Below are 20179 nucleotides of genomic sequence, written 5' to 3' on the forward strand. Positions count from 1 at the left end.
GCGCTCGATGACGCCGTTCCAGCTCGAGGAGTCCGCGAACGCACCGTGCACCAGCACCACCGTGGGCTTGGCGGGGGCCTGGTGATGGGCGGGCCTGGCCGCCTCGGCCGGTGCCGTGGCCGCGAAGGCGAGGGCCGCAACAGCCGCGGTGGCGGCCAGCGCGGAGGTGCTCTTACGGGTGGGGCGGAAGACGGTCTTGAGGCGCATGACGGAACTCCTTGGGGTACGACGTTTCGCGCCGGGCGGGTCCGGCGGGTCCGGGCCGCCCTGTTCGGGGCGACGTCGAGAAACCTAGTGCACGTTTATCTGGTGCGCAAGATAAATGCTTGCGAGACACTGGAGTCCCAGAGGGATGCCACAATTGCCTCCCGGGCGACCATCCGGCGACCAGGAGATCGACGACGGGGAGAGTAACCGTGAGCCACGACGACACCCGCGCACCCGCACCGAGCCACCCCGATGAGCCTCCGCTGCCGTTGGAGGACCACTTCTGCTTCACCCTGTACGCGGCATCCCGTGCCGTGATCGGCGCATACCGGCCGCTGCTCGACGAACTGGGGCTGACCTATCCCCAGTACCTGGTCATGGTCGTGCTCTGGCAGCACGGCACCGCACCCGTCAAGGATCTGGTGAGCGCCCTGCAGCTCGACTACGGCACGGTGACCCCGCTGATCAAACGCCTCGAGGCGAACGGCTGGCTCAAGCGGCAGCGGCGGGCGGACGACGAGCGGGTGGTGGAAGTGGCCCTGACTCCGGAGGGCGCCGCGCTGAGCCGGAACATCCGCGCCGTCCCCCTCGCGATCGGCGACGCCATGGGTCTGACCCCCGAGGAGTTCAGGACCGCACAGGACCTGCTGCGGCGGCTGACGACCAACGTCGTTCGCCACACCGCCGGTGCCGAGCGGGCGGAGGCCGCCTCCTAGGGAGCCTGCCCGGTGTGAGTGGCCGGATGCCGGAGGAGGCCCGAGGCCGCTGCCGACGGCTCCCAGGCGCCGGTGGTGGAACCCGGACGCACGATCAAAAGCACGGTGACCGCGGCCCGGAGGAGATTGAAGACGCCGGTCACCAAGGCCGGCCGTGCCGTGGCCCGCTCGTCGAGCGCCCCGGGCCTTCCAGGGAGCACGGGGCCCGGACCCCGGGGCCGCCGGGGGAGAGGTGGCCTGAACCGGGAGTAATTGACCGGGGTGCCTCAGCCGCGCCGGTCGGCCACGGCCCATGACGCGAGGGCGACGGCCCCGGCCACCCCGAACACTGCGGGCCACGCGCCCACCTTCTTGGCCAGCGGATGCGACCCGGCGAAGGCGGCGACATATGCGGCGGTCAGCGCGCCGGCCGCCGCACCGCCCGCCTGCTTCCGCCACTGCTGTGCGGCGGCCACCCCCGCGACGGCGAGCACGGCCCCGCCGAGCTGCCGCTTCCTGCTCCACCGGGCGACCCCGTACCCGCCGACGAGCCCACTCGCGGCCACCAGTGCCGTAGGAACCTTCGCCATCGCTGTCTGCCTCCTGCTGGTGCGTCTCCCGGCCGTCACCGACGTGCGACCCGGCCGCCGTTCCGGCTGCTGACCGAGGCTAACTCCGCCCCGGGCGGTGACGTGGAGCCGGGGCCGAGCCGGGCGCGCCGCCTCGGCGTCCCCCGCACGACGCACGGACGGCGGTCGCGCAGCCGGCAGCGGCGTCATCTCCGGGCCGAGGGAAGCCCGTGGATGCGGTGAGACGCACGTCACATACACCGGCTTCCTTCGTCTGTCACATCACCGGCGGGCCGCTCCGTCAGTGCTGTGAAACCATCGGGACAGCGAGGAGATCGCCATGGAAGCCCGTCTCAACTTCTTCACCAACCCCGTCGCGGCCAAGTTCGCGAGGTACATCAACTCGGCAGGCAAGGTCGTCAGCGACTCGACCCTCCCGGCTGCGACGCAGGAGCTGGTGAAGATCCGTGCCAGCCAGATCAACGGCTGCGGTTTCTGCACCGACATGCACACCAAGGACGCCGCGGCCGCAGGGGAGACCACGCAGCGCCTCCACCTGGTCGCGGCCTGGCGGGAGGCGAAGGTCTTCACCGACGCCGAGCGGGCCGCCCTGGAGCTGGTCGAAGAGGGCACCCGCATCGCCGACGCGGCGGGCGGCGTCCCGGACGAGGTCTGGGCGAACGCGGCCAAGCACTACGACGAGAACCAGCTCGCCGCGCTGGTCTCCCTCATCGCCCTGATCAACGCCTACAACCGCATGAACGTGATCGTCCAGCAGCCGGCGGGGGACTACCAGCCGGGGCAGTTCGGCTGAACCGAGCACCCGCCGGCCCCGGAGTCCGGCCAGGTGCCGCACGGCAGCGGCAGCCGGCGGAGCTGTGAGACGTCACGCCTCGCTATCCTCGGCCAGCCGTCGCCGTCCCACCTCGATCAGTGCAGTGACCGCTCGCGGCACACACAGATTGCCCTCGTAACGAGGCGCGACCACCCAGTGAGCGCCAGGTGGATCTCGGCGATCGACCCGTGGCACTCCCAAGTAGGTGTCCTGGCCGAAGCAGGGAGCGAGCTCCTGGTGCGCCCATACCAGTCCGGCGTGCCATTGGATCAAGGCGTAATACGTGCCTCCCACGGTTCGACGGTCATGGATGACGGGCCCACGCAGTAACTCACCCAGCGCGGCTGACACCTGACTCGGATCCTCAGTGGCGACAGCGGCGTGAACCACGTCCGCCTTCATCCGTACCGCGCAAAATCGTGCGCCGAGCGGTAGCAGAGCAACGCCTTGCGTCGCCCACTCCGTCCGGGCCCGCTCGGGCACGGGGTGGGCTCGCGCAAGCCATTCGGAAATCGCCCGTTCCGTGGTCTGGCCGATGTCCATGATGCATCCCGTCATCGTTCGGTGCCTGGTTGGGTACACAGCGTGCACGGGCCATGTGATGCATTCAAGGACCTTGAGAGGCCTTCTATAGGGCCTATAAAGGGCTTACCTGGTACCCAATGGGTGACATCGCTGGCCTCATAGGACCTACCGTGGGATGGTTGCGGCATTCACCACCTGGAGGTGTCTCTTGCCTCGGCCCACAGGCAACATCCGACTGAAGGCGGCGCGTGTGGCTGCCGGCTTCAATTCGCAGCAAGACTTGGCAGATGCCCTCACCAGCAGCGCGAAGCGGATTGGGATCCGCAGTCTGTCGATCGGAGTACGACAGGTACGACGTTGGGAGTCGGACAACCCGCCTTGGCCGCAACCGGACTGCCAGCGGGTTCTCGTCCACCTGCTCGGACAGAGCATGGAGTCGCTGGGTTTCAACCCTCCATGGGGCTCCGACAGTCCGCAGTCCGACAGGACGCGGCGGACGCTCGTGGCAGGTGGCGCGGCCGCACTCGGGTTGGCATTCCTCGCTGGGCAGGCAGTGGCCGCTACGCAACCCACCACCGCGGGGGCGGACTTCGCCTCCGTGACTCGGTCGCATCGTCGGCTCTACTGGTCCGTGGCTCCGGCCAAGCTGCATCCCGCTGTCATCGCGCACTCCACGCTCGGATGCGCGCTGCTTCCCGAGACGGAGGGCGCCACCCGTCGTACGGTTGCGGCGGCGCTTGCGGAGTCGTATCTCCTCGCCGGCCGGATCGAATTCTTCGACCGTTGTGAGCCGAGCACTGCGGGCGACACGCTGCTCCTGGCTTTGCAGGCTGCGGGCGAGGCCGACGACCCGCTGATGGGTTCGGCGATCCTCGCGCACATGGCGTTCATTCCCGGTTGGGTGGGCGATCGCGACGCAGCGCTGGACAGGATGATCGCGGCCCGCACGTACGCTCGCCGAGCACCGGCATCGGCTGAGTTTCTGGCGTGGCTCGACGCCGTGGAGGCCGAGTGTGAGACCCGATGCGGCAACACCCGTACGGCACTGCACCTGATCGGGCATGCCGAGGACGTTCTCCAGCAGGGCAACGAGCATCCGTCACCTGAGTGGATGGACTGGTTCTCGCCCGCACGACTGGCGGCCTTCAAGGGGAACACGCAGATGATTGAGGGCCACCTGCTCCAAGCCCGAGAGGCTCTTCTGGGCGCTTTGGAAGCAATGTCAGCCGGAGAGGACAAGCAGCGCAGCGTCGTCTACGGCGACTTGGCCGCCGTCGAGGCGGCCTCCAACGACCCCCAGAAGGCGTGCGAATACGCCGGTCTGGCCCTGGATCAACTCGCCACAACTTGGTACGCGACAGGCATGGACCGAGTGCGGGAGGTACGACGTGCACTCGCTCCGCACCAGCACGAGAGCTGTGTCCGGGATCTCGACGACCGCCTGTACGACTGGTCGACGACGGTCAACGCCCTGAGTCGTTGAAATCCCGGATCCGCCGGGGAAGTTCGAGGAGACTACCGACACGGAGGGTTGGAAGCTCCCGGGCTTCGGGGCGGTTCCACTGGATCGTGGCCCATGGACCGCGGCGTACGAGCGTCGTGTGCATCCCGGCTTCCAGCGCCGGGCGAATGTCGTTGTCGTACCGATCCCCGACGTAGAGAACCTCGCGGGCCTCGAACGGCACGGCGGCGGCGACCCGCTTGAAGAACTCGGGGTCCGGCTTGTGGGCGCCCCAATCGTCAGAGGTCCCGATCAGATCGACGTCCTCGGAGAACAGCGACCGCAGAATCCGTCCTGCCCGGATGGTCTGGTTGCCCGCGATGCCGAGCCACAATCCATCGGCTCGGAGCTGGGTGAGGGCCGGACGGACGTCGTCGTACAGGTCCTCCTCGCCGAAGGACTCCGCCTGCCCGGCAGCGACCCGCTTCTCGCGTTCCTCGTCGAGGTCGAACCCGGGCCGGAACTCCTTGAAGGTCTCCCGGTAGTCCCGCCCTTGGGCGATGACGGCCCCGAACATCGCGTGGAACGTATGCCGAGGCACGCCGAGCCAATCGGCCCAAGTCCCGTATTCATGGGTCTCGTCCACCAGGCACTCACCGACGTCGAAGACGACTGCGCGAATCATAGTGGCAGGGTAGCGGGAGGCTTGGGGTGGTCTGAGGCGTGAAAGGCTTCAAACAGTGGCAAACAGGGATATTTGGAGAGCCCGGAGTCGTCCCCGCTCTGCATGGCCCGCGCAATTGTGTGCCAGGCCAGACCTCGGACGATGGCTAAACAGATGTCTGTTGGTGACGCATGGGAAAGATGGATCGCTGTCAGGGACTCTTTGCCTGAACTCCGAGATCTGCTGGATCGTTCACTCATGGTGGCTGCTGATTAGCTTGCGGCGATGGCCGCGTGTGTCCACACATCGGCCGGTAGCTCGTGTTCCAGTTGCCACGTGATCGCCATCGGCTTACTGCCGGTGTGTTCTTCGTAGGCAGCTGGCCCCAGAAGCATCCACGGCTGAGACTTGCCGATGTCGTTGTTCTTGTAGCGGCGCATGAACAACAGGACGTGGCTCCCGCGCTGAACGTGTTGCCGGTAGCGGAGGCCTGTCGGAGAGTTTGCGGCGGTCGAGTTCTGCGACTCCCAGTGGAACAGTGTCGGACTCACAGCGTAGTCCCTATATCGGACTGCGGGCGAGAAGTCCTTTTCATTCTTTTCCAAGGTGATCAGGAGTACATCTGTCTGGATTTCCTCTACCCACTGGACGCCTTGGGCGAAGGACCTGGGCATCTGGCCACCAAAGCGGGCAACTCCCAGCGCCGCCAAGATCTCGGAGCGGTTGTAGGAGCAGTGGACCTTCAAGGGTATGTGGCTGTGGCTACCCGATAGATGGATCGGGAAGTGGTCCGCCTGCGCGATGACGTACGAAAGCACCTGCCGGAGTTCATCGCGAAACACATGGTGATACCGCAGTGACTCAAGGCCTTGTTGGAAGGTCGTGAAGCCGCCTGCGTTGTCCCACAGGTTGAAGAAGAGCATGCGGGCGTACGCCTGATCCGTGGGATCTAGCTCTTCGTAGGGCGTTACGTCGTCGGCGAGTAGGCGGAGGTAGGCGTTGGCGCGATCTGGGTCATCGACGTGGAGGAAGGCGTGGACGCGCTTGAGGAGGGCTGACTCTCCGCTGGGAGCTGTGTCTTTGATGACGCCCGCCCTGCGCAGGATGCTTGTCCAGGAGTTATCGCTCTTGTAGAGCTCCTTGATCTCTCTACGGCTCTCACGCAGATAGTCCGCGAGGCGCGGTGTGTCGTAGGCCTTGACTTCGGTGACCAGGGTCTTGACGGTGGCGTTGAGCTGGGTGCGGATGTTCTCAAGGACCAAGTCCTTGGACTTGCCCTCCAGGATGATCTGGCAGCCGGAGGGCAACTGAGGGAAGTCGCGTTTTATGTGCTCGACCAGCCGGTTGCGAGACAGGTTGGTCAGGGCTCGGAACTGCTCCTCGAAACGGAACTCCGCTCGATGCTGACCTATGAAGTCGAGCACCGTCAGCACCGGCTTGTTCGGCGTACGGCGCAACCCGCGCCCGAGCTGCTGGAGAAATACCGTCGCGCTTTTCGTGGGCCGTAGGAGCAGCAGCGTGTCGACGTCGGGGATGTCCAGCCCTTCGTTGAACAGGTCGACGGAGAAGATCACCTGTATGCGTCCGGCCTTGAGGTCCCCCAGTGTGCGTTCGCGCAGGGCGGGAGCCGAGTCACTGTCGAGCGCTTCGGCTTGGAAACCCGCCTCGCGGAAACGCTGGGCCATGAAGTGCGCGTGCTTCTTGGTTACGCAGAAACCGAGGGCGCGCATGGCGGCCGGGTTGGCGATCTTGTCCTTGACCTGCTTGATGACGAGCCGAGCCCGCGCGTCGTCGCCCGTGTACAGGTTGCCGAGCTCGTCCCGGTCGTAGGCGCCCGATCGCCAGGCGAGGTTGGTCAGGTCCGTTCCGTCTGGGAGCCCGAAGTAGTGGAAAGGGCACAGCAGATCGTTTTCGAGGGCTTCCCACAGTCGCAGTTCGGCGGCGATGCGGCCGTTGAAGAACCTGTCCTGCACATTGGCCCCGTCCATCCGCTCCGGGGTTGCCGTGAGGCCGAGCAACTCGATCGGTCTGAAATGCCCGATGACCCGTCGGTACGTGTCCGCGGTGGCGTGGTGGAACTCGTCGATGACGATGACGTCGAAGTGCTCGGAATCGAGCTGCTCGAGCCGTCGGAGGTTCAGTGACTGGACGCTGGCGAAGACATGCGTCCAGTCACTGGGTTCCTGACCGTTGTAGAGCAGTTCACCGAAGGAGGCGTCGTCCAGCACCTCGCGGTAGGTCCGCAGGGATTGCCTCAGGATCTCCTTGCGGTGGGCTACGAAGAGCAGCCGCGGGAGTGCTCCGCCGAGCTTGTTGCGCATGCTTCGGTAGTCCAGGGCAGCCATGACGGTCTTGCCGGTGCCGGTCGCCGCGACCAGGAGGTTCCGGTGGCGGTCGCGGATCTCGCGCTCGACTCGGAGGCGCTCCAGCATGTCCTTTTGGTGCGGAAGCGGCTGCACTTCGAGGCCGGACAGGCTGATCTTGAGCTCGCCGGCCGGTCTGGTGCCGCCCGCCTGGGCGAGCGCCTCGGAGAGCCGCTCGCCGTCACGGTCGGGGTCGTACGTCTCGAACGCGGCGTCGGCCCAGTAGGCGTCGAAGGTCGCCTCGAACTTGTCGAGCACCTTGGGGGTGGCGACCGACGACAGCCGTACGTTCCACTCCAGACCGTCGAGCAGTGCCGCCTTTGACAGGTTGGAACTGCCCACATACGCCGTGTCGAAGCCGGTGTGGCGCCGGAACAGCCAAGCCTTCGCATGCAGACGCGTGGATCTGATCTCGTAGTTGACCTTCACCTCTGCACCGAATTCGCGAACCAGCCGGTCCAACGCGTACCGATCGGTGGCGCCGATGTAGGTGGTCGTGATGACGCGGATCGGAACGTCCCGCTCCTTCGCCGCGCGCAGGGCATTCTCGAGGACCCGTATGCCGTGCCACTTCACGAATGCGCACAGCAGGTCGATGCGGTCCGCCGTGGCGAGCTCCGCTCTCAACTCTGCGCCCAGACTGGGATCGTCCGGCGCGTTGGTGATCAGCCCGGTTTCGGAGAGGGGGGTAAGGGGGCGAATGGCGTAGACGCCAGGTGCTTCCTGCTTGGTGAGGGCCAGCAACTGTCGGGGGCCGTCGGCGATGGCAGTGGCAGCTTGGTCCTCATCCGGGTCGGGCGCGCTGACAGCCAGTGTCTGCATGATCTGGTTGGCGGCGATCACCTGCATTTTCTGCGGCAGTTGACTCAGCCGGCGTCCCACAGCCTCACCGATGTACCGGGCCAGCACATGTGGCGCCGATTCCTCACCGACCTCTGCGTCGATGGCCTTCCAACCTACGGCTTCGAGTCCGTCTATCCGGTCCTGCAGGTTCTGGGTAATGAGCTGCTCGTAGACACCTGCCGTCGGCTGCAAGAGCTCCCCCGCCTCCGCCACGACTGCTCCCTTGACCTCGTGGTTACCCCCGCGCGATCTCTCGCGTTGATATGGATCTGTTGTAACAGCAGTCACCGACAATCGACGGTCTCGTGACCAAGCTGATCGTCCTCGGACAGCGCGATAAACGTGCACTTCGGTGCCTCGGGTCGCGACCGAGGTCGGCTGGGATCCTTGTCTACGTCACCAGAACGAGCCAACCGCCAACGCCAACCCGAACAGCACGAGACCCCCCAATCCAAGTGCGCCGTCGCCGAGTAAGAGATTGTCCCCGGTGCCCCGCTATTCGTTCGTACGACCACTACTCGGCGCGGGTCCCCGGGGTCATCCCGCCCCGTGGCACTCCTCGTACACCCGCCCCGACACACACCAGCACCCCGCCCCCCGCTCCGGCGGCCAGGCGACCGCTCGTCCACGGGCCGCCAGGGTGGTCGCGTACTGGGGCAGCAGTGACACGTCGGCCGGGGACGTGCTCTCCGATGCCGCGAACGCCTCGTACGACGGCACCGTGCCCGTCACGATGCCCAGATTCGGCGTGCCGGAGGCGGCCAGTTCCCGCAGCGATTCCTCTATCGTCGCCAGGTGCTCCTCGCGGCTGGGGTACTCCGTGGCCAGCACGGGGTACACCGACACCAGCTCCTGCAGTTCGGCCTCCGGCCAGTGCAGTACCGCCACCGGGAACGGGCGGGAGAGGGCCTCGCGGTACGCGCCGAGCTCCGCGCGCAGACGGCTGATCTCCGCCTGGAGCTCCGCCGGGTTGTCCGAGCCGAGGGACCAGATCCGCTTGGGGTCGTGGAGCTCGTCCAGGGAGACCGTGGAGGAGTGAAGGGTGTCGGCCAGTGCGTCCCACTCGTCGTGCGCCGCGCCTAGCATGCGGCGGACCCGGTGGCGGCCGAAGAAGAGCGAGTGCGTGGACTGCGGGGCCTCCGTGTGGCCGGCGAGCAGCAGCGTCAGACCCTGCGTGAACGTCGCCTCGGCTGCCTCCAGCTCGTCGTGCGACTCCAGGGATTCCGCGACGATCAGCCAGGGCGCCGGGTGTCCCGGGGAGGCGGCGCGGATTCCCTCGATGATCGCCCGCGCCTCCGCCTCGTGGTCGTACTCCCACAGGTTCGACGCCTTCAGGGCCCGTACGAGGTGGGGGTTGTCGAGCGACTCGGAGGACGAGAGCAGCCGGTCGTACAGCGTGGTCGCCCCGGGGCGGTCGCCGGCCAGTTCTCGGTGGGCCGCGGCCTGCACCAGCAGGTGTTCCGCGTCCTCGGGATACAGGCCGGCAGCCCGCTCCAGGCGTGCTGCTTCGGCGTTGTGGTCGACGTTCTCGGCAGGCGTGTCGGGGCGCATGGGGGACACCGTACTGCCGCCGACCGGGAAATGAGAGAGATTCGCAGGCCAGGGGCGGCGGAGGGGACCCGTCGAGCCGTCCGGCGGGGCGGGGGTGCCGGACGGGGCCTGCGGGCCCGGCGGCATTGCTCGGGAACGGCCAAGTGCGCGCGAACGTGTGACTCGACGTCAACTGTCGGTGACCGTGCACAGGATCCCGCTCGCCAGTGCCGCGGGCCGGAGCGTCAACCTCTTCACAGTCATGGCCACTTGAAGCCCCACCCCTTATCGTCCGGCGCCATGCGCATCCCCGTCGTCCATCACGCCACGCGGCGGCGCCGTGCCTTCCGCCGCCGCCTCGTCTGGACCGGTGGTGAACTGCTCGTCACCGTCGGCGTCGTGCTCCTGCTGCTCGTGGTGCATCAGCTGTGGTGGACCAACCGGGAGGCTCAGCAGGGGGCCGAGCGCAAGGTGCAGGCACTGGAGCGGGAGTGGGGCGAGCCCGGTGATTCCAGCGGCTCCTCGACGGTCGGCTCCGCGAGGTCGGCCGAGGCCGGAAGCGGCACCACCAAGACCCCATCGCAACGGCGGCAGACGGTCGCCGTGCGCCCGGCCCGCTCCCAGGCCTATGCCGTCCTCGCCGTCCCCCGGCTCTCCCTGCGCGCCCCGGTCGCCGAAGGCATCAGCAAGACCGGTGTGCTCAACAAGGGCTACGTCGGTCACTACCCGGGTACCGCCCAGCCCGGACAGGCCGGGAACTTCGCGGTCGCCGGGCACCGCAACACCCACGGTGAGCCCTTCCGGCACCTCGACCGTCTGCGGCCCGGGGACACCGTCACCGTCGAGACGAGGGCCGCGACGTACACATACGTCGTCGACCAGGTGCTGCCCCAGACCTCGGCGGGGGACGGAGGCGTCATCGCGCCGGTGCCGCGCAGCGGCGTCAGCCCCTCCCACGGGTACGAGCATCGCGGGTACTACCTCACCCTCACGACCTGCACCCCGGAGTTCACCTCCCGGTACCGGCTGGTGGTGTGGGGCGTGCTCGCCTCCGCACGCCCCCGGTGATCCCTACGCCTGCTCGCGCAGCACCAGCACACCCAGCGCGCCCATCACGGCCAGCCCCGCCGAGACGACCGCGGCGACGTTCGCGCCGTGGGCCAGGGAGCCGCCGCCCGAGGTCACCAGGGCGATGGTGAGGGCCACGCCCGCGCAGGAGCCGATGTAGCGGAACGTCTGCTGGGCGCCCGAGCCCATCGCCGCCCGTTCGGTGGGGACCGACTGCACGGCGACCAGCGGGAGTGCGGCGTTCAGCAGGCCGCTGCCGACCCCGCCGATCACCAGACCCGGGAGTACGCGGGCCCAGGAGCCCGAGCCGACGGCTCCGAGCATGGTCAGGACCCCTGCCGCGTGCAGCGTGAAGCCGAGGACCAGTTGGTGGTGCGACGAGACGCGGCCGGCCAGGCGCTTCGCCTGGAGCGCGACCACGAAGGACAGACCGGACCAGAGCAGGAACAGCCATGCCGTGTCGAGCGGGGTGAGACCGAGCGTCCGCTGGAGCAGGGTGGGCAGGAAGGTGAACAGGCCGAGCACCGCCAGGCCCGTGAACAGGCCGCCCACCGCCGAGCCGAGGAAGCGCGGGCGCCGGAGCAGGGAGAGGTCGATCATCGGGGTGGAGTTGCGGTGTTCGACCAGGGCGAAGACCGCGATCAGGACCACGGCCGCCGCGAACAGCAGTGCCACCGGGGTGCGGAGCCAGCCGTCGCGGCCCAGCGTCAGCGCTGCGACCAGGGCGACCAGGGCGAGGCTGAAGACCAGGGCGCCCAGCAGGTCGGGGCGGCCGCCGCGCGGTGCGCGGGACTCCGTGAGGGCGCGTGTGGACAGGGCCGCCACGACCAGCGTCACGGCGCCCAGAATCACGTAGGTCGCCCGCCAGTCGGGCAGTGCGCCGGCGACCAGCGGGCCGACCGCGATGCCGCCGCTGACGAAGGCGCCCCACACGCCGGTCGCGTGCAGTCGGCCTCGCGGGGTCGGGAAGGCGTGCACCAGCAGGCCGAGGCTGCTGGCGAGGATCGCCGCGCTTGCCGCACCCTGCGCGATGCGGGCCAGCGTGAAGAGCAAGGTCGACGTCGTGAAGCCGCCGAGCACGGTGGTGATGCCGAGGGCGACCGTGCCCGCCACGAAGATCCGTCGGCGGCCGTAGTCGTCGGCAAGGCTGCCGGCCACCAGGAGCAGGGCGGCCAGGCCGAGGGGAGTGCCATTGAGCAGCCAGGCCTGCGCGGAGACCCCGGTGTGCAGGTCGGCGGCGATGCCGGGAAGCGAGACCGCCGGCGCGGTGTACGTCATCAGCGCCACGGCGGTGGCCGCGCTGGTCAGGGCGAGGGTGGGGGTCGCCCCGGGTGTGCCGGGGGCCGTGGCAGTGGCGGCGACGGTCTGTGTGGTGCGTTCCAGCTGTGGCAATGGCCTGCCCTTCCGGGGCTGGTCGGTTCAGGGTGGGGACCGACGGTGTTCAACGGTGCGAGGTTGATAGTCAGGTTCGTTCACTGAACCTTGCTGTGTATGACCGTAGCAGGCCTTGGTTCGGTCATTGAACCAAGTTTCCGGAAAGTCGATCCGGTCACTGAACCAACTGGTCGGAATCTCGTTACAGTGGGACGCATGGCTCTCGGCAAGGACTACGCGACGCAGGAGTGCTCCATCGCCCGCGCGCTGGAGATCGTGGGCGAACGCTGGACGCTCCTCGTGGTGCGCGATGCGTTCTACGGCGTGCGTCGCTACAACGACTTCCTCGTCCACCTCGGCATTCCGCGTGCGGTGCTGGCCGCCCGTCTTCAGGCCCTCACCGCCGAGGGGATCCTGGACAAGCGTCGCTATCAGGAGTCGCCGCCGCGGGACGAGTACGTCCTCACCGACCGGGGCGTCGCCCTGTGGCCCGTCCTGCGGGCGCTCGGTCTGTGGGGTCGCGACTACCTGGACAAGCCGGACCTGCGCATCCTCCGGCATGCCGGCTGCGGCACCGAGGAGGAACTGGGGTCGTACGGCGAGTGCCCGGCCTGCGGAACCGTCGTACCCGTCTCGGACGTCGAACTGGTGCCGGGACCCGCACTCGACCAGGACCCGGCAGATCCGGTCAGTAGGGCGCTGCTGAAGCCGAAGAGGCTGCTGCAGCCGCTGGAGACCGAGCCTGTATAGAGGGACAACCGTCCGCCGGGACGGCACACGACGATCGGCGGCGAGAGCAACGGCCTGCTCACCCACAGGCTGCTTGCCGCGCCGCTCGGCGACCGGTGGACCGATGCGCTCGGCCACAGCGGTCTTTTCGGTCCGGCCGGGCTCGTCCACCTCGCCCTGTTCGTGCTCGTCGCGGCCTACAACTACCGGCGTACGAAGCGGATGACGGCCGCGATGCCGGTCCCGGCCGGCGAGGGTGAGCAGGTGTCCGGACTCGGCGTGGTCACCAGGGTCATGCCGTTCCTGTCCTTCTTCACCCTCGTCACCGTGGCGGCGGTGCCGCTGGCCGCCGCGCTGTACGTGGTGACCAGCACGACGTGGAGCGCGGTCGAGCGGACGCTGCTGTACCGCTGAGTGTGTGACGGTGCGGTCCAGTCCGTGAACCGGGTATTGCGGACCGGACGACGACCTTGGAGGATCGACCAGTCCTCCGATGGCTGGGGCCAGGCCACACTCGGCCGCATCCATCGGCCGGACTGCCGCGATCGAGGGAGATTGTGATCATGAAGCTGCTGCGAGTCGGTACGGCGGGGGCCGAGCGCCCCGCGCTGCTCGACGCCGAGGGGATCCTGCGGGACCTGTCCGGTCTCGTGCCGGACATCGACGGACCTCTGCTCGCCGACGACGCGGCGCTCGGCCGGATCCGTGCCGCCGCCGCATCGGGCGAGCTGCCGGAGCTGGATCCGGACGGGCTGCGCATCGGGCCGCCGCTCGCCCGTATCGGCAAGATCGTCTGTATCGGGCTGAACTACCACGACCACGCCCGCGAGACCGGCGCGGAGCCGCCCGCCGAGCCGGTGATCTTCTTCAAGGCGGCGGACACGGTGGTCGGGCCGCACGACACGGTGCTCGTGCCGCGCGGGTCCACCAAGACCGACTGGGAGGTCGAGCTGGCGGTCGTCATCGGCCGTACGGCCCGCTACCTCGAGTCGGGGGAGGAGGCGCTCGCGCATGTCGCCGGGTACACGGTGGCGCACGACGTCTCCGAGCGCGAGTTCCAGATCGAGCGCGGCGGGACATGGGACAAGGGGAAGAACTGTGAGACGTTCAACCCGCTCGGACCCTGGCTGGTGACCGCGGACGAGGTGCCCGACCCGCAGGATCTGCCGCTGAAGCTCTGGGTCAACGGCCAGTTGAAGCAGGACGGGACGACGGCCGAGCAGATCTTCCCGGTCGCCGAAGTCGTGCGGTACGTCAGCCGGTTCATGACGCTGTACCCGGGTGACGTCATCAACACCGGTACGCCGGCGGGAGTCGCGCTCGGGCAGCCGGAACCCAAGCCGTATCTGCGGGCCGGGGACGTGGTCGAGCTGGAGATCGAGGGGCTCGGCCGGCAGCGCCAGGAACTGAAGGACGCGTAGGCGCCCCACGCAGCGGCCGGGGAACTGCCGGCGGTCGGTCGACGCGGGTCGTCGACGGCCGCTCGCGCAGTTCCCCGCTCCCGTCTCAGGGGCGCGCTAACCCTCGCCCCTGAACCTCTCCAGTGCCTGCACCACCAGCGCGTGGTCCTCCACCTGCGGCAGACCCGAGACCACCACGGTCCCGATCGCGCCGGCGCCCTCGACCATGATCGGGAACGCGCCGCCGTGTGCCGCGTACGTGTCGGGATCGAGGCGCGAGGACTCCTCGAACGTCGTGCCCTTCGCCCGGAAGCGGGAGCCGACCAGCAGGGAGGAGCAGCCGTAGCGCTCGACGACGCGGCGCTTGCGGTCGATCCAGGCGTCGTTGTCGGGCGTCGAGCCGGGCAGCGCCGCGTGGAAGAGCTGCTGGCCGCCGCGGCGGATGTCGATCGCGACCGGTGCCTTGCGCGCTCGTGCCAGCTCCACCAGCAGGGTGCCGAGGGTCCACGCGTCGTCACAGGTGAAGTGAGTGAGCGTCAGGCGTCGTTCCTGCGCCTCGAGTTCAGCGATGTCCGGTGCCGTCGTCACAGCGCCACCACCACACCGTCGCGGGCCGAGCGCCGGGCCGCCTCCAGGACGTCGAGGGCCGCGGCCGCCTCGTGCGCGGTGACCGGGTTGGGGCCGCCCTCGCGCAGGGCCTTCGCGATCGCCGCGTAGTACGCGGGGTAGTCGCCGGGCAGGGTCGGCAGGGGGTTGCCGCCGCCGGTGAGCGGGGACTCGCCGGCGCCGACCCGGCCCCACAGGGGCTCGGGCTCCTGGCCCCAGCCGGGTCCGGGGCGCAGGCCCTCGCGCAGGGCCGCCTCCTGGGGGTCGAGACCGTACTTGACGTATCCGGCGCCGGAGCCCAGCACCCGGAAGCGCGGGCCGAGCTGGGCCGTCGTGGCGGAGACGTGCAGGTGGGAGCGGACGCCGCTGGTGTGCGTGAGCGCGATGAACGTGTCGTCGTCCGTTTCCGCGCCCGGTCGGCGGATGTCCGTCTCGGCGTAGACGCGGGCGGCGGGGCCGAAGAGCACGAGTGCCTGGTCGACGACGTGGCTGCCGAGGTCGTAGAGCAGACCTCCGATCTCTTCGGGGTCTCCGGACTCGCGCCAGCCGCCCTTGGGCTGGGGCCGCCAGCGTTCGAAGCGGGACTCGAAGCGCCGGACGTCGCCCAGCTCGCCCTCCGCCAGCAGCTGGCGGAGGGTCAGGAAGTCGTTGTCCCAACGGCGGTTCTGAAAGACGGAGAGCAGCAGGCCGCGCGCCTCGGCCAGGGCGGCAAGCCCGCGTGCGTCGGCCGCCGTGCCCGCGATCGGCTTGTCGACCACGACCGGCAGATCCGCCTCCAGCGCGGCCGTCGCGATCGGGACGTGCGTCTTGTTCGGAGAGGCGACGACGATCAGGTCCAGCTCGTCCGCCCGGGGCCACAGCTCGTCCGCGGTGACGGCGGTGCGCACGTCGGGGAACTCCGTGAGGGCCTGCTTCTGCCGCTCGGGGTTCGAGGTGACGACCGTGTCGAGGACGAGGCCCTCGGTCGCGGTGATCAGCGGGGCGTGGAAGACGGAGCCCGCGAGGCCGTAGCCGACCAGGCCCACGCGGAGGGGGGTGTCAGTACCAGGGGCTGTGCCAGTCATGACACCACTTTCGCAACGCTGTTGCCAAAGTGCAAGCGCGGGGGAGAATGAACGGGTGCACAGGACGTATGCGGGACCCGGTGGAGGCCGGCGTGGGGTAGGCGCGACCGCGGCGGGCGGAGCGAACCTGCCGGCGCTGCGCAGCCACAACACGGCGCTCGTGCTGGATCTGCTGCGTACGGCCGGGGAGCCGGGGATCAGCCGCCTGGAGCTGGCGGAGGGTACCGGGCTCACCCCGCAGGCCGTCAGCAAGATCACGGCCCGGCTGCGAGCGGACGCCCTCGTGACGGAGGCGGGCCGTCGCGCCTCCACCGGCGGCAAGCCGCGCACGGTGCTGCGGCTGGTGCCCGGGGCCGGGCAGGCGGTGGGGCTGCATCTGGACCGGGACGAGTTGCGGGCCGTGCTGTGCGATCTCACGGGAGCGGTGGTCGCCGGGCGGCGGGCTCCGCTGGACCTCGGTTCCGGTGCCCAGGCCGTGGTGGAGGGGGCCGCCCGGGAGGTGGAGGCCCTGCTGTCCGAGGGGGCGGCGGAGCGTTCCGGCCCGGTGCCGGACGGGGCGCCCGCAGCCATCGCCGGCGCGGGGCGTTCCGTGCCCGTCCTCGGTGTCGGTGTCGCGCTTCCGGGCCCGCTCGACCATGCGCGCGGTGTGCTGCACCGGGTCACCGGGTTCCCCGAGTGGGACGGGTTCCCGCTGCGGGATGCTCTGGTGCGGCGGCTCGGGATGCCCGTGGTCGTCGACAAGGACACGAACGCCGCCGCGCTCGGGCTGGCCCTGGGCGAGGCGGTCGGGGGTGCGGACACGTCGTTCGCCTATCTGCACCTCGGGACCGGGCTCGGTGCCGGACTGGTTGTCGGCGGGGCCGTGCACCGGGGTGCCCGGACCGGCGCGGGGGAGTTCGGCCACCAGGTGGTCCAGCTCGACGGACCGCCGTGCGAATGCGGCGACCGGGGGTGCATCGAGGCGCTGTGCCTCGCCGCCGTCGCACGCGGCGACATGGCCGAGGCGGCGCGTGTGCTCGGCACGGGCGCGGCGAACCTTGCCGGGCTGCTCGACATCGACCTGGTGCTGCTCGGCGGCCGTACCGTCGCCGCGCACCCCGATGCCTTCGAGCGGGGAGTGGGCGCCGTCCTCGACGCACGCGCCCGGCGCGAGGGGTCGACCGCGGCCGTCCCGGTGCGGATCGCCCCCGGTGGGGCGCGCGGCGTCGCTGAGGGCGCGGCGCAGCTGCTGCTCGCGCCGCTGTTCGGGCGGGCGGAAGCGTGACCCCTGCCTCGCGCCGCCCCGGCCGCGCCGGGCATCGGGCGCGGCGGTACGGCGACTGCGCTGATCGAGGGGACTTGGGCGTTGGACCCTGGCCCGCAGGGCGTGGCGTGCTCCGGAGGCCGCCGTCCATGGCCGGTTCATGGGTGTCATGCGACTGTCTCGACGACCTCGGCTTGCCCCGGCGGTACCGTGCGCCCTCGCCGCCACCGTCCTCCTCCCGCAGGCCTCCGCCACCACCCTGACGGTGGATCGGCAGACCGGCTGCGCCGCCCCCACCGGCACCGCCTTCCCTCTCACCACCCGCATCCACGGCGGCCCCGGCACATACGAGCCCGGTGGCGCCGCTCAGACCTGGTTCATCGACCTGAAGAACACGACCGCGCGCCCCTGCGGCAGCATCCACCCGGTGGTCGTCCTCGTCGATGCCGCACGGGTGCTGACGGTCACCCAGCCCAGGCTGGAGTTCTTCGACGGCGACCGTCCGCAGCCGGTCGCCTTCACACGCACCGACCGGGCGGAACTGGTCGGCGTCTTCGGCGACGGCCTCCCCGGCTTCACGGTCGACCCGGGACGGACGCTCACCGTGAAGGTGCGGCTCGCGCTGACCTCCGACACCCGGCCGAACGACGTGGTGGTCAACGCCGCGATCGTGCAGCGGCACGGGAACGACGGGGACTGGGTCGGAGAGTCGAACGACTACCGGTTCCGGATCGCGGGGGCGGGCAACAGCACCGACGCGCGGACGGAGGCGGAAGAGGGGACGCAGCCTCCCGCCGCGCGGCGGAGCCCGGCCGGGGACACGCTGGCCGATGCCGGGCCCCGGGAGACGCACGCACTGGACGGGATGTCCACGGGGCTGCTGGTCATGGTGGGTGCGGTCCTGGTGGCGGGGCTTCCCGTGCTGCTGTACCGCAGGCGCCGCTGAGCCGGTCCGACGTGACGCCCTCCCGGAGGGGGGATGCCCGTCTGCGACGATCATCCCGTGGACTACCCGAACGACCAGGACCCCGGCGCCCCCATCCGCTCCGGCATCCCCGAGCACGGCCGCATCCCGAAGTACTACGCGGTGAAGGCACGGATCGCTGCGCTCGTCGCGGAGCTGGGCGAGGGCGGACCACTGCCCACCGAGCGCGATCTGGCCGAGCGGTACGACGTGGCGCGTGAGACCGTACGGCAGGCGCTGCGCGATCTGCTCCTCGAAGGGAAGCTGCGGCGGCAGGGGCGGGGGACGGTGGTCGCCGGGCCCAAGCTGGCGCAGCCGCTGTCCCTGGCGAGCTACACCGAGGGCGTCCGCAGACAGGGGCGCACCCCCGGCCGTGGTCTCATCACCCTCGACCGCTTCCCCTGCAACGACATTCTCGCGGCCGAGACCGGCCTCACCCGTGGCGAACCGGTCTGGCACATGGAGCGTGTGCTGCTCGCCGACGACGAGCGTGTCGGGCTGGAGAGCACCTACGTGGCGGTGGCGCGGGTGCCGAGGCTGGACACCGACTTCGACCCCGACTCCTCCTTCTACAGCTACCTCCACGACCAGGGCATCGTCTTCGGCGACGCCGACGAACGCATCGAGACGGTGCTGGCCGCCCCGCGCGAGGCCCTGCTCATCGGGACGCCGCCGGCCCTGCCGATGCTGCTGATCCACCGCGTCTCGCGCGACACGCTGGGGCGGCCGCTGGAGCGGGTCAGGACGCTGTACCGGGGGGACCGGTTCTCCTTCACGGCCCATCTGAGCGGCTGAGAGGCGCACCGGGCGGGTCCTCGGACCCGCTCTTTTTATAACGCAGCGATAACAGGTCTAGCCCAAACTTGAAAGGCGGTTCACCATCTGGATGCCGAACGGATCCTTCCGATTTCCCGAACCCGAGGAGCGTGGCCGTTGTGAGAGTGACAGTCGTCGGAGCCGGTGTGGTGGGTACCCTGCACGCCTGGCAAGCAGTGGAACGCGGCCACGAGGTCGTACAGATCGAGCGGGAGACCGAGGCCCGGGGCGCCTCGCTGCGCAATTTCGGGCAGATCTGGGTGAGCGGCCGCGCGGCCGGTGAAGAGCTGGAAACGGCCCTTCGCGCCCGGGAGCTGTGGGAGGGGCTCGGTGCCAGGGTGCCCGCGCTCGGCTTCCGCCCCAACGGCTCGCTGACGCTCGTGCGCACCGAACTCGAACGCTCCGTCGCCGAGGCCGCACTGTCCCTCCCGGACGCGGCCGCGCGCGGCTACAAGCTGCTCACCCCGGCCGAGGCGCGCGTGCTGAACCCCGCTCTGCGCGGGACGTACGAGGCCGCGCTGTACTGCGAGCGGGACGCGGCCGTCGAGCCGCGCACCGCCCAGCTCGCGCTGCGCGCGGAGCTGCTGCGGCACCCGAACTACACCTTCCTGCCCGGCCGCGAGGTCCGCGAGGTCACCGGCCCCGGCACGGTCCGTGACGACCACGGCGACGTCCACCGCGCGGATGCGCTCGTGCTGTGCACGGGCGCCTGGCTCGGCGGACTGGTGAAGGAGCTGGCACCCGAGCTGCCCGTGCGCCGGGTACGGCTGCAGATGATGCAGACCGACCCGCTCGGCGAACCGCTGCCCACCTCGGTCGCCGACGCCGACAGCTTCCGCTACTACCCCGCCTACGGCGGCGCGGCCCTCGACCGCCTCGAGGCCGGGCAGCCCCAGTCCCCGACCGCGGCCGCCCACCGCATGCAGTTGCTGATGGTGCAGCGCGCGGACGGCGGGCTGACCGTCGGCGACACCCACGAGTACGAGCACCCGTTCGCCTTCGACACGCTCGAGGACCCCTACGAGCACCTGTCCGGGGTCGTCGAGGGCTTCCTCGGCCGGCCGCTGCCGAAGATCCGGCGGCGCTGGGCGGGGGTGTACGCCCAGTGCACCGAGCCCGGCCGGGTCGTGCACCGGCAACAGGTGCGCGAGAGGGTGTGGCTGGTCACCGGGCCCGGCGGGCGCGGCATGACCTGCGCACCCGCGATCGCCGAGACCACCGCGAACGAACTGGGTTGGTGAAC

General features: G+C 69.7%; 17 protein-coding genes and 3 pseudogenes. 11 read left to right on the top strand and 9 right to left on the bottom strand.

All coding sequences use genetic code 11. The annotated features are described in order from the left end of the window. A pseudogene (locus VXC91_RS22865) lies at positions 1–207 on the bottom strand (alpha/beta hydrolase); the annotation flags it as partial. A 209-nt stretch (positions 208–416) separates the two neighbouring features. On the opposite strand from VXC91_RS22865, the gene VXC91_RS22870 reads away from it, so the two are divergent. Then, positions 417–923: a MarR family winged helix-turn-helix transcriptional regulator gene (locus VXC91_RS22870; RefSeq protein ID WP_329509183.1), complete on the top strand. Its 507-nt coding sequence runs from the start codon at positions 417–419 to the stop codon at positions 921–923. 65 nt (positions 924–988) lie between these two features. Here VXC91_RS22870 and VXC91_RS22875 read toward each other — a convergent pair. Together VXC91_RS22875 and VXC91_RS22880 are read right to left on the bottom strand one after the other, a co-directional pair. Next, positions 989–1099, bottom strand: a pseudogene (locus tag VXC91_RS22875) (protease); the annotation flags it as partial. A 90-nt stretch (positions 1100–1189) separates the two neighbouring features. Further along, positions 1190–1492, bottom strand: a complete 303-nt coding sequence (locus VXC91_RS22880; RefSeq protein WP_329509184.1) for a hypothetical protein — start codon at positions 1490–1492, stop codon at positions 1190–1192. A 319-nt stretch (positions 1493–1811) separates the two neighbouring features. Here VXC91_RS22880 and VXC91_RS22885 point away from each other — a divergent pair, with 319 nt between their 5' ends. Together VXC91_RS22885 and VXC91_RS22890 are read left to right on the top strand one after the other, a co-directional pair. After that, positions 1812–2285 carry a carboxymuconolactone decarboxylase family protein gene (locus VXC91_RS22885; protein WP_329509185.1) on the top strand — a complete coding sequence of 158 codons (474 nt, stop codon included), beginning with the start codon at positions 1812–1814 and terminating at the stop codon, positions 2283–2285. A 754-nt stretch (positions 2286–3039) separates the two neighbouring features. Next, a complete protein-coding gene (locus VXC91_RS22890; RefSeq protein ID WP_329509186.1) occupies positions 3040–4314 on the top strand; it encodes a transcriptional regulator in 1275 nt (424 codons plus the stop codon). Here the strand turns inward: VXC91_RS22890 and VXC91_RS22895 are convergent. From VXC91_RS22895 to VXC91_RS22905, 3 genes are all read right to left on the bottom strand, one after another. Continuing rightward, positions 4295–4957, bottom strand: a complete 663-nt coding sequence (locus VXC91_RS22895; RefSeq protein WP_329509187.1) for an HAD family hydrolase — start codon at positions 4955–4957, stop codon at positions 4295–4297. The genes VXC91_RS22890 and VXC91_RS22895 overlap by 20 nt on opposite strands. A gap of 251 nt (positions 4958–5208) precedes the next feature. After that, positions 5209–8355: a DUF3427 domain-containing protein gene (locus tag VXC91_RS22900; protein WP_329509188.1), complete on the bottom strand. Its 3147-nt coding sequence runs from the start codon at positions 8353–8355 to the stop codon at positions 5209–5211. 324 nt (positions 8356–8679) lie between these two features. Then, a complete protein-coding gene (locus VXC91_RS22905; RefSeq protein WP_329509189.1) occupies positions 8680–9693 on the bottom strand; it encodes a tetratricopeptide repeat protein in 1014 nt (337 codons plus the stop codon). Between the two features lie 279 nt (positions 9694–9972). On the opposite strand from VXC91_RS22905, the gene VXC91_RS22910 reads away from it, so the two are divergent. Then, positions 9973–10740, top strand: coding sequence for a class E sortase (locus VXC91_RS22910; RefSeq protein ID WP_329509190.1), 768 nt, complete (start codon positions 9973–9975; stop codon positions 10738–10740). A 3-nt stretch (positions 10741–10743) separates the two neighbouring features. Here VXC91_RS22910 and VXC91_RS22915 read toward each other — a convergent pair whose 3' ends face one another. Further along, positions 10744–12123, bottom strand: a complete 1380-nt coding sequence (locus VXC91_RS22915; protein WP_408057448.1) for an MFS transporter — start codon at positions 12121–12123, stop codon at positions 10744–10746. A gap of 207 nt (positions 12124–12330) precedes the next feature. Between VXC91_RS22915 and VXC91_RS22920 the strand changes: the two genes are divergently transcribed. The 3 genes and pseudogenes from VXC91_RS22920 (at position 12331) to VXC91_RS22930 (ending at position 14264) form a co-directional block, all read left to right on the top strand. After that, entirely contained in the window at positions 12331–12864 is a 534-nt protein-coding gene (locus VXC91_RS22920) for a winged helix-turn-helix transcriptional regulator (RefSeq protein ID WP_329509191.1), read from the top strand. Positions 12865–12891: 27 nt separating this feature from the next. Next, positions 12892–13257 (top strand): annotated as a pseudogene (locus VXC91_RS22925) (hypothetical protein); the annotation flags it as partial. Positions 13258–13406: 149 nt separating this feature from the next. Then, positions 13407–14264 (top strand): fumarylacetoacetate hydrolase family protein, encoded by an 858-nt coding sequence (locus tag VXC91_RS22930; RefSeq protein WP_329509192.1) that lies wholly within the window; start codon positions 13407–13409, stop codon positions 14262–14264. Between the two features lie 96 nt (positions 14265–14360). Here VXC91_RS22930 and VXC91_RS22935 read toward each other — a convergent pair whose 3' ends face one another. Further along, positions 14361–14831, bottom strand: coding sequence for a heme-degrading domain-containing protein (locus tag VXC91_RS22935; RefSeq protein ID WP_329509193.1), 471 nt, complete (start codon positions 14829–14831; stop codon positions 14361–14363). After that, complete coding sequence (locus tag VXC91_RS22940) at positions 14828–15913, bottom strand: Gfo/Idh/MocA family protein (protein ID WP_329509194.1); 1086 nt, start codon at positions 15911–15913, stop codon at positions 14828–14830. Before VXC91_RS22940 ends, VXC91_RS22935 begins: the two co-directional genes overlap by 4 nt. Before the next feature lie 55 nt (positions 15914–15968). On the opposite strand from VXC91_RS22940, the gene VXC91_RS22945 reads away from it, so the two are divergent. The 4 genes from VXC91_RS22945 to VXC91_RS22960 all read left to right on the top strand — a co-directional run bounded on the left by VXC91_RS22945 (position 15969) and on the right by VXC91_RS22960 (position 20177). Further along, positions 15969–17177: an ROK family transcriptional regulator gene (locus VXC91_RS22945; RefSeq protein WP_329509195.1), complete on the top strand. Its 1209-nt coding sequence runs from the start codon at positions 15969–15971 to the stop codon at positions 17175–17177. 148 nt (positions 17178–17325) lie between these two features. Continuing rightward, a complete protein-coding gene (locus tag VXC91_RS22950; RefSeq protein ID WP_329509196.1) occupies positions 17326–18102 on the top strand; it encodes a hypothetical protein in 777 nt (258 codons plus the stop codon). Between the two features lie 57 nt (positions 18103–18159). Then, complete coding sequence (locus tag VXC91_RS22955) at positions 18160–18915, top strand: GntR family transcriptional regulator (protein WP_329509197.1); 756 nt, start codon at positions 18160–18162, stop codon at positions 18913–18915. A 140-nt stretch (positions 18916–19055) separates the two neighbouring features. Further along, complete coding sequence (locus VXC91_RS22960) at positions 19056–20177, top strand: TIGR03364 family FAD-dependent oxidoreductase (protein ID WP_329509198.1); 1122 nt, start codon at positions 19056–19058, stop codon at positions 20175–20177. The last annotated feature ends 2 nt before the right edge of the window (positions 20178–20179 follow it).

Origin of the sequence: Streptomyces chiangmaiensis (assembly GCF_036281785.1) — a bacterium.
In the GTDB taxonomy this organism is placed as follows: domain Bacteria; phylum Actinomycetota; class Actinomycetes; order Streptomycetales; family Streptomycetaceae; genus Streptomyces; species Streptomyces chiangmaiensis.

Coding starts and splice junctions, on each gene's coding strand:
- VXC91_RS22950 (WP_329509196.1), top strand. CDS start 17,326: ATGCGACTGTCTCGACGACCTCGGCTTGCCCCGGCGGTACCGTGCGCC.
- VXC91_RS22920 (WP_329509191.1), top strand. CDS start 12,331: ATGGCTCTCGGCAAGGACTACGCGACGCAGGAGTGCTCCATCGCCCGC.
- VXC91_RS22885 (WP_329509185.1), top strand. CDS start 1,812: ATGGAAGCCCGTCTCAACTTCTTCACCAACCCCGTCGCGGCCAAGTTC.
- VXC91_RS22910 (WP_329509190.1), top strand. CDS start 9,973: ATGCGCATCCCCGTCGTCCATCACGCCACGCGGCGGCGCCGTGCCTTC.
- VXC91_RS22905 (WP_329509189.1), bottom strand. CDS start 9,693: ATGCGCCCCGACACGCCTGCCGAGAACGTCGACCACAACGCCGAAGCA.
- VXC91_RS22880 (WP_329509184.1), bottom strand. CDS start 1,492: ATGGCGAAGGTTCCTACGGCACTGGTGGCCGCGAGTGGGCTCGTCGGC.
- VXC91_RS22895 (WP_329509187.1), bottom strand. CDS start 4,957: ATGATTCGCGCAGTCGTCTTCGACGTCGGTGAGTGCCTGGTGGACGAG.
- VXC91_RS22930 (WP_329509192.1), top strand. CDS start 13,407: ATGAAGCTGCTGCGAGTCGGTACGGCGGGGGCCGAGCGCCCCGCGCTG.
- VXC91_RS22940 (WP_329509194.1), bottom strand. CDS start 15,913: ATGACTGGCACAGCCCCTGGTACTGACACCCCCCTCCGCGTGGGCCTG.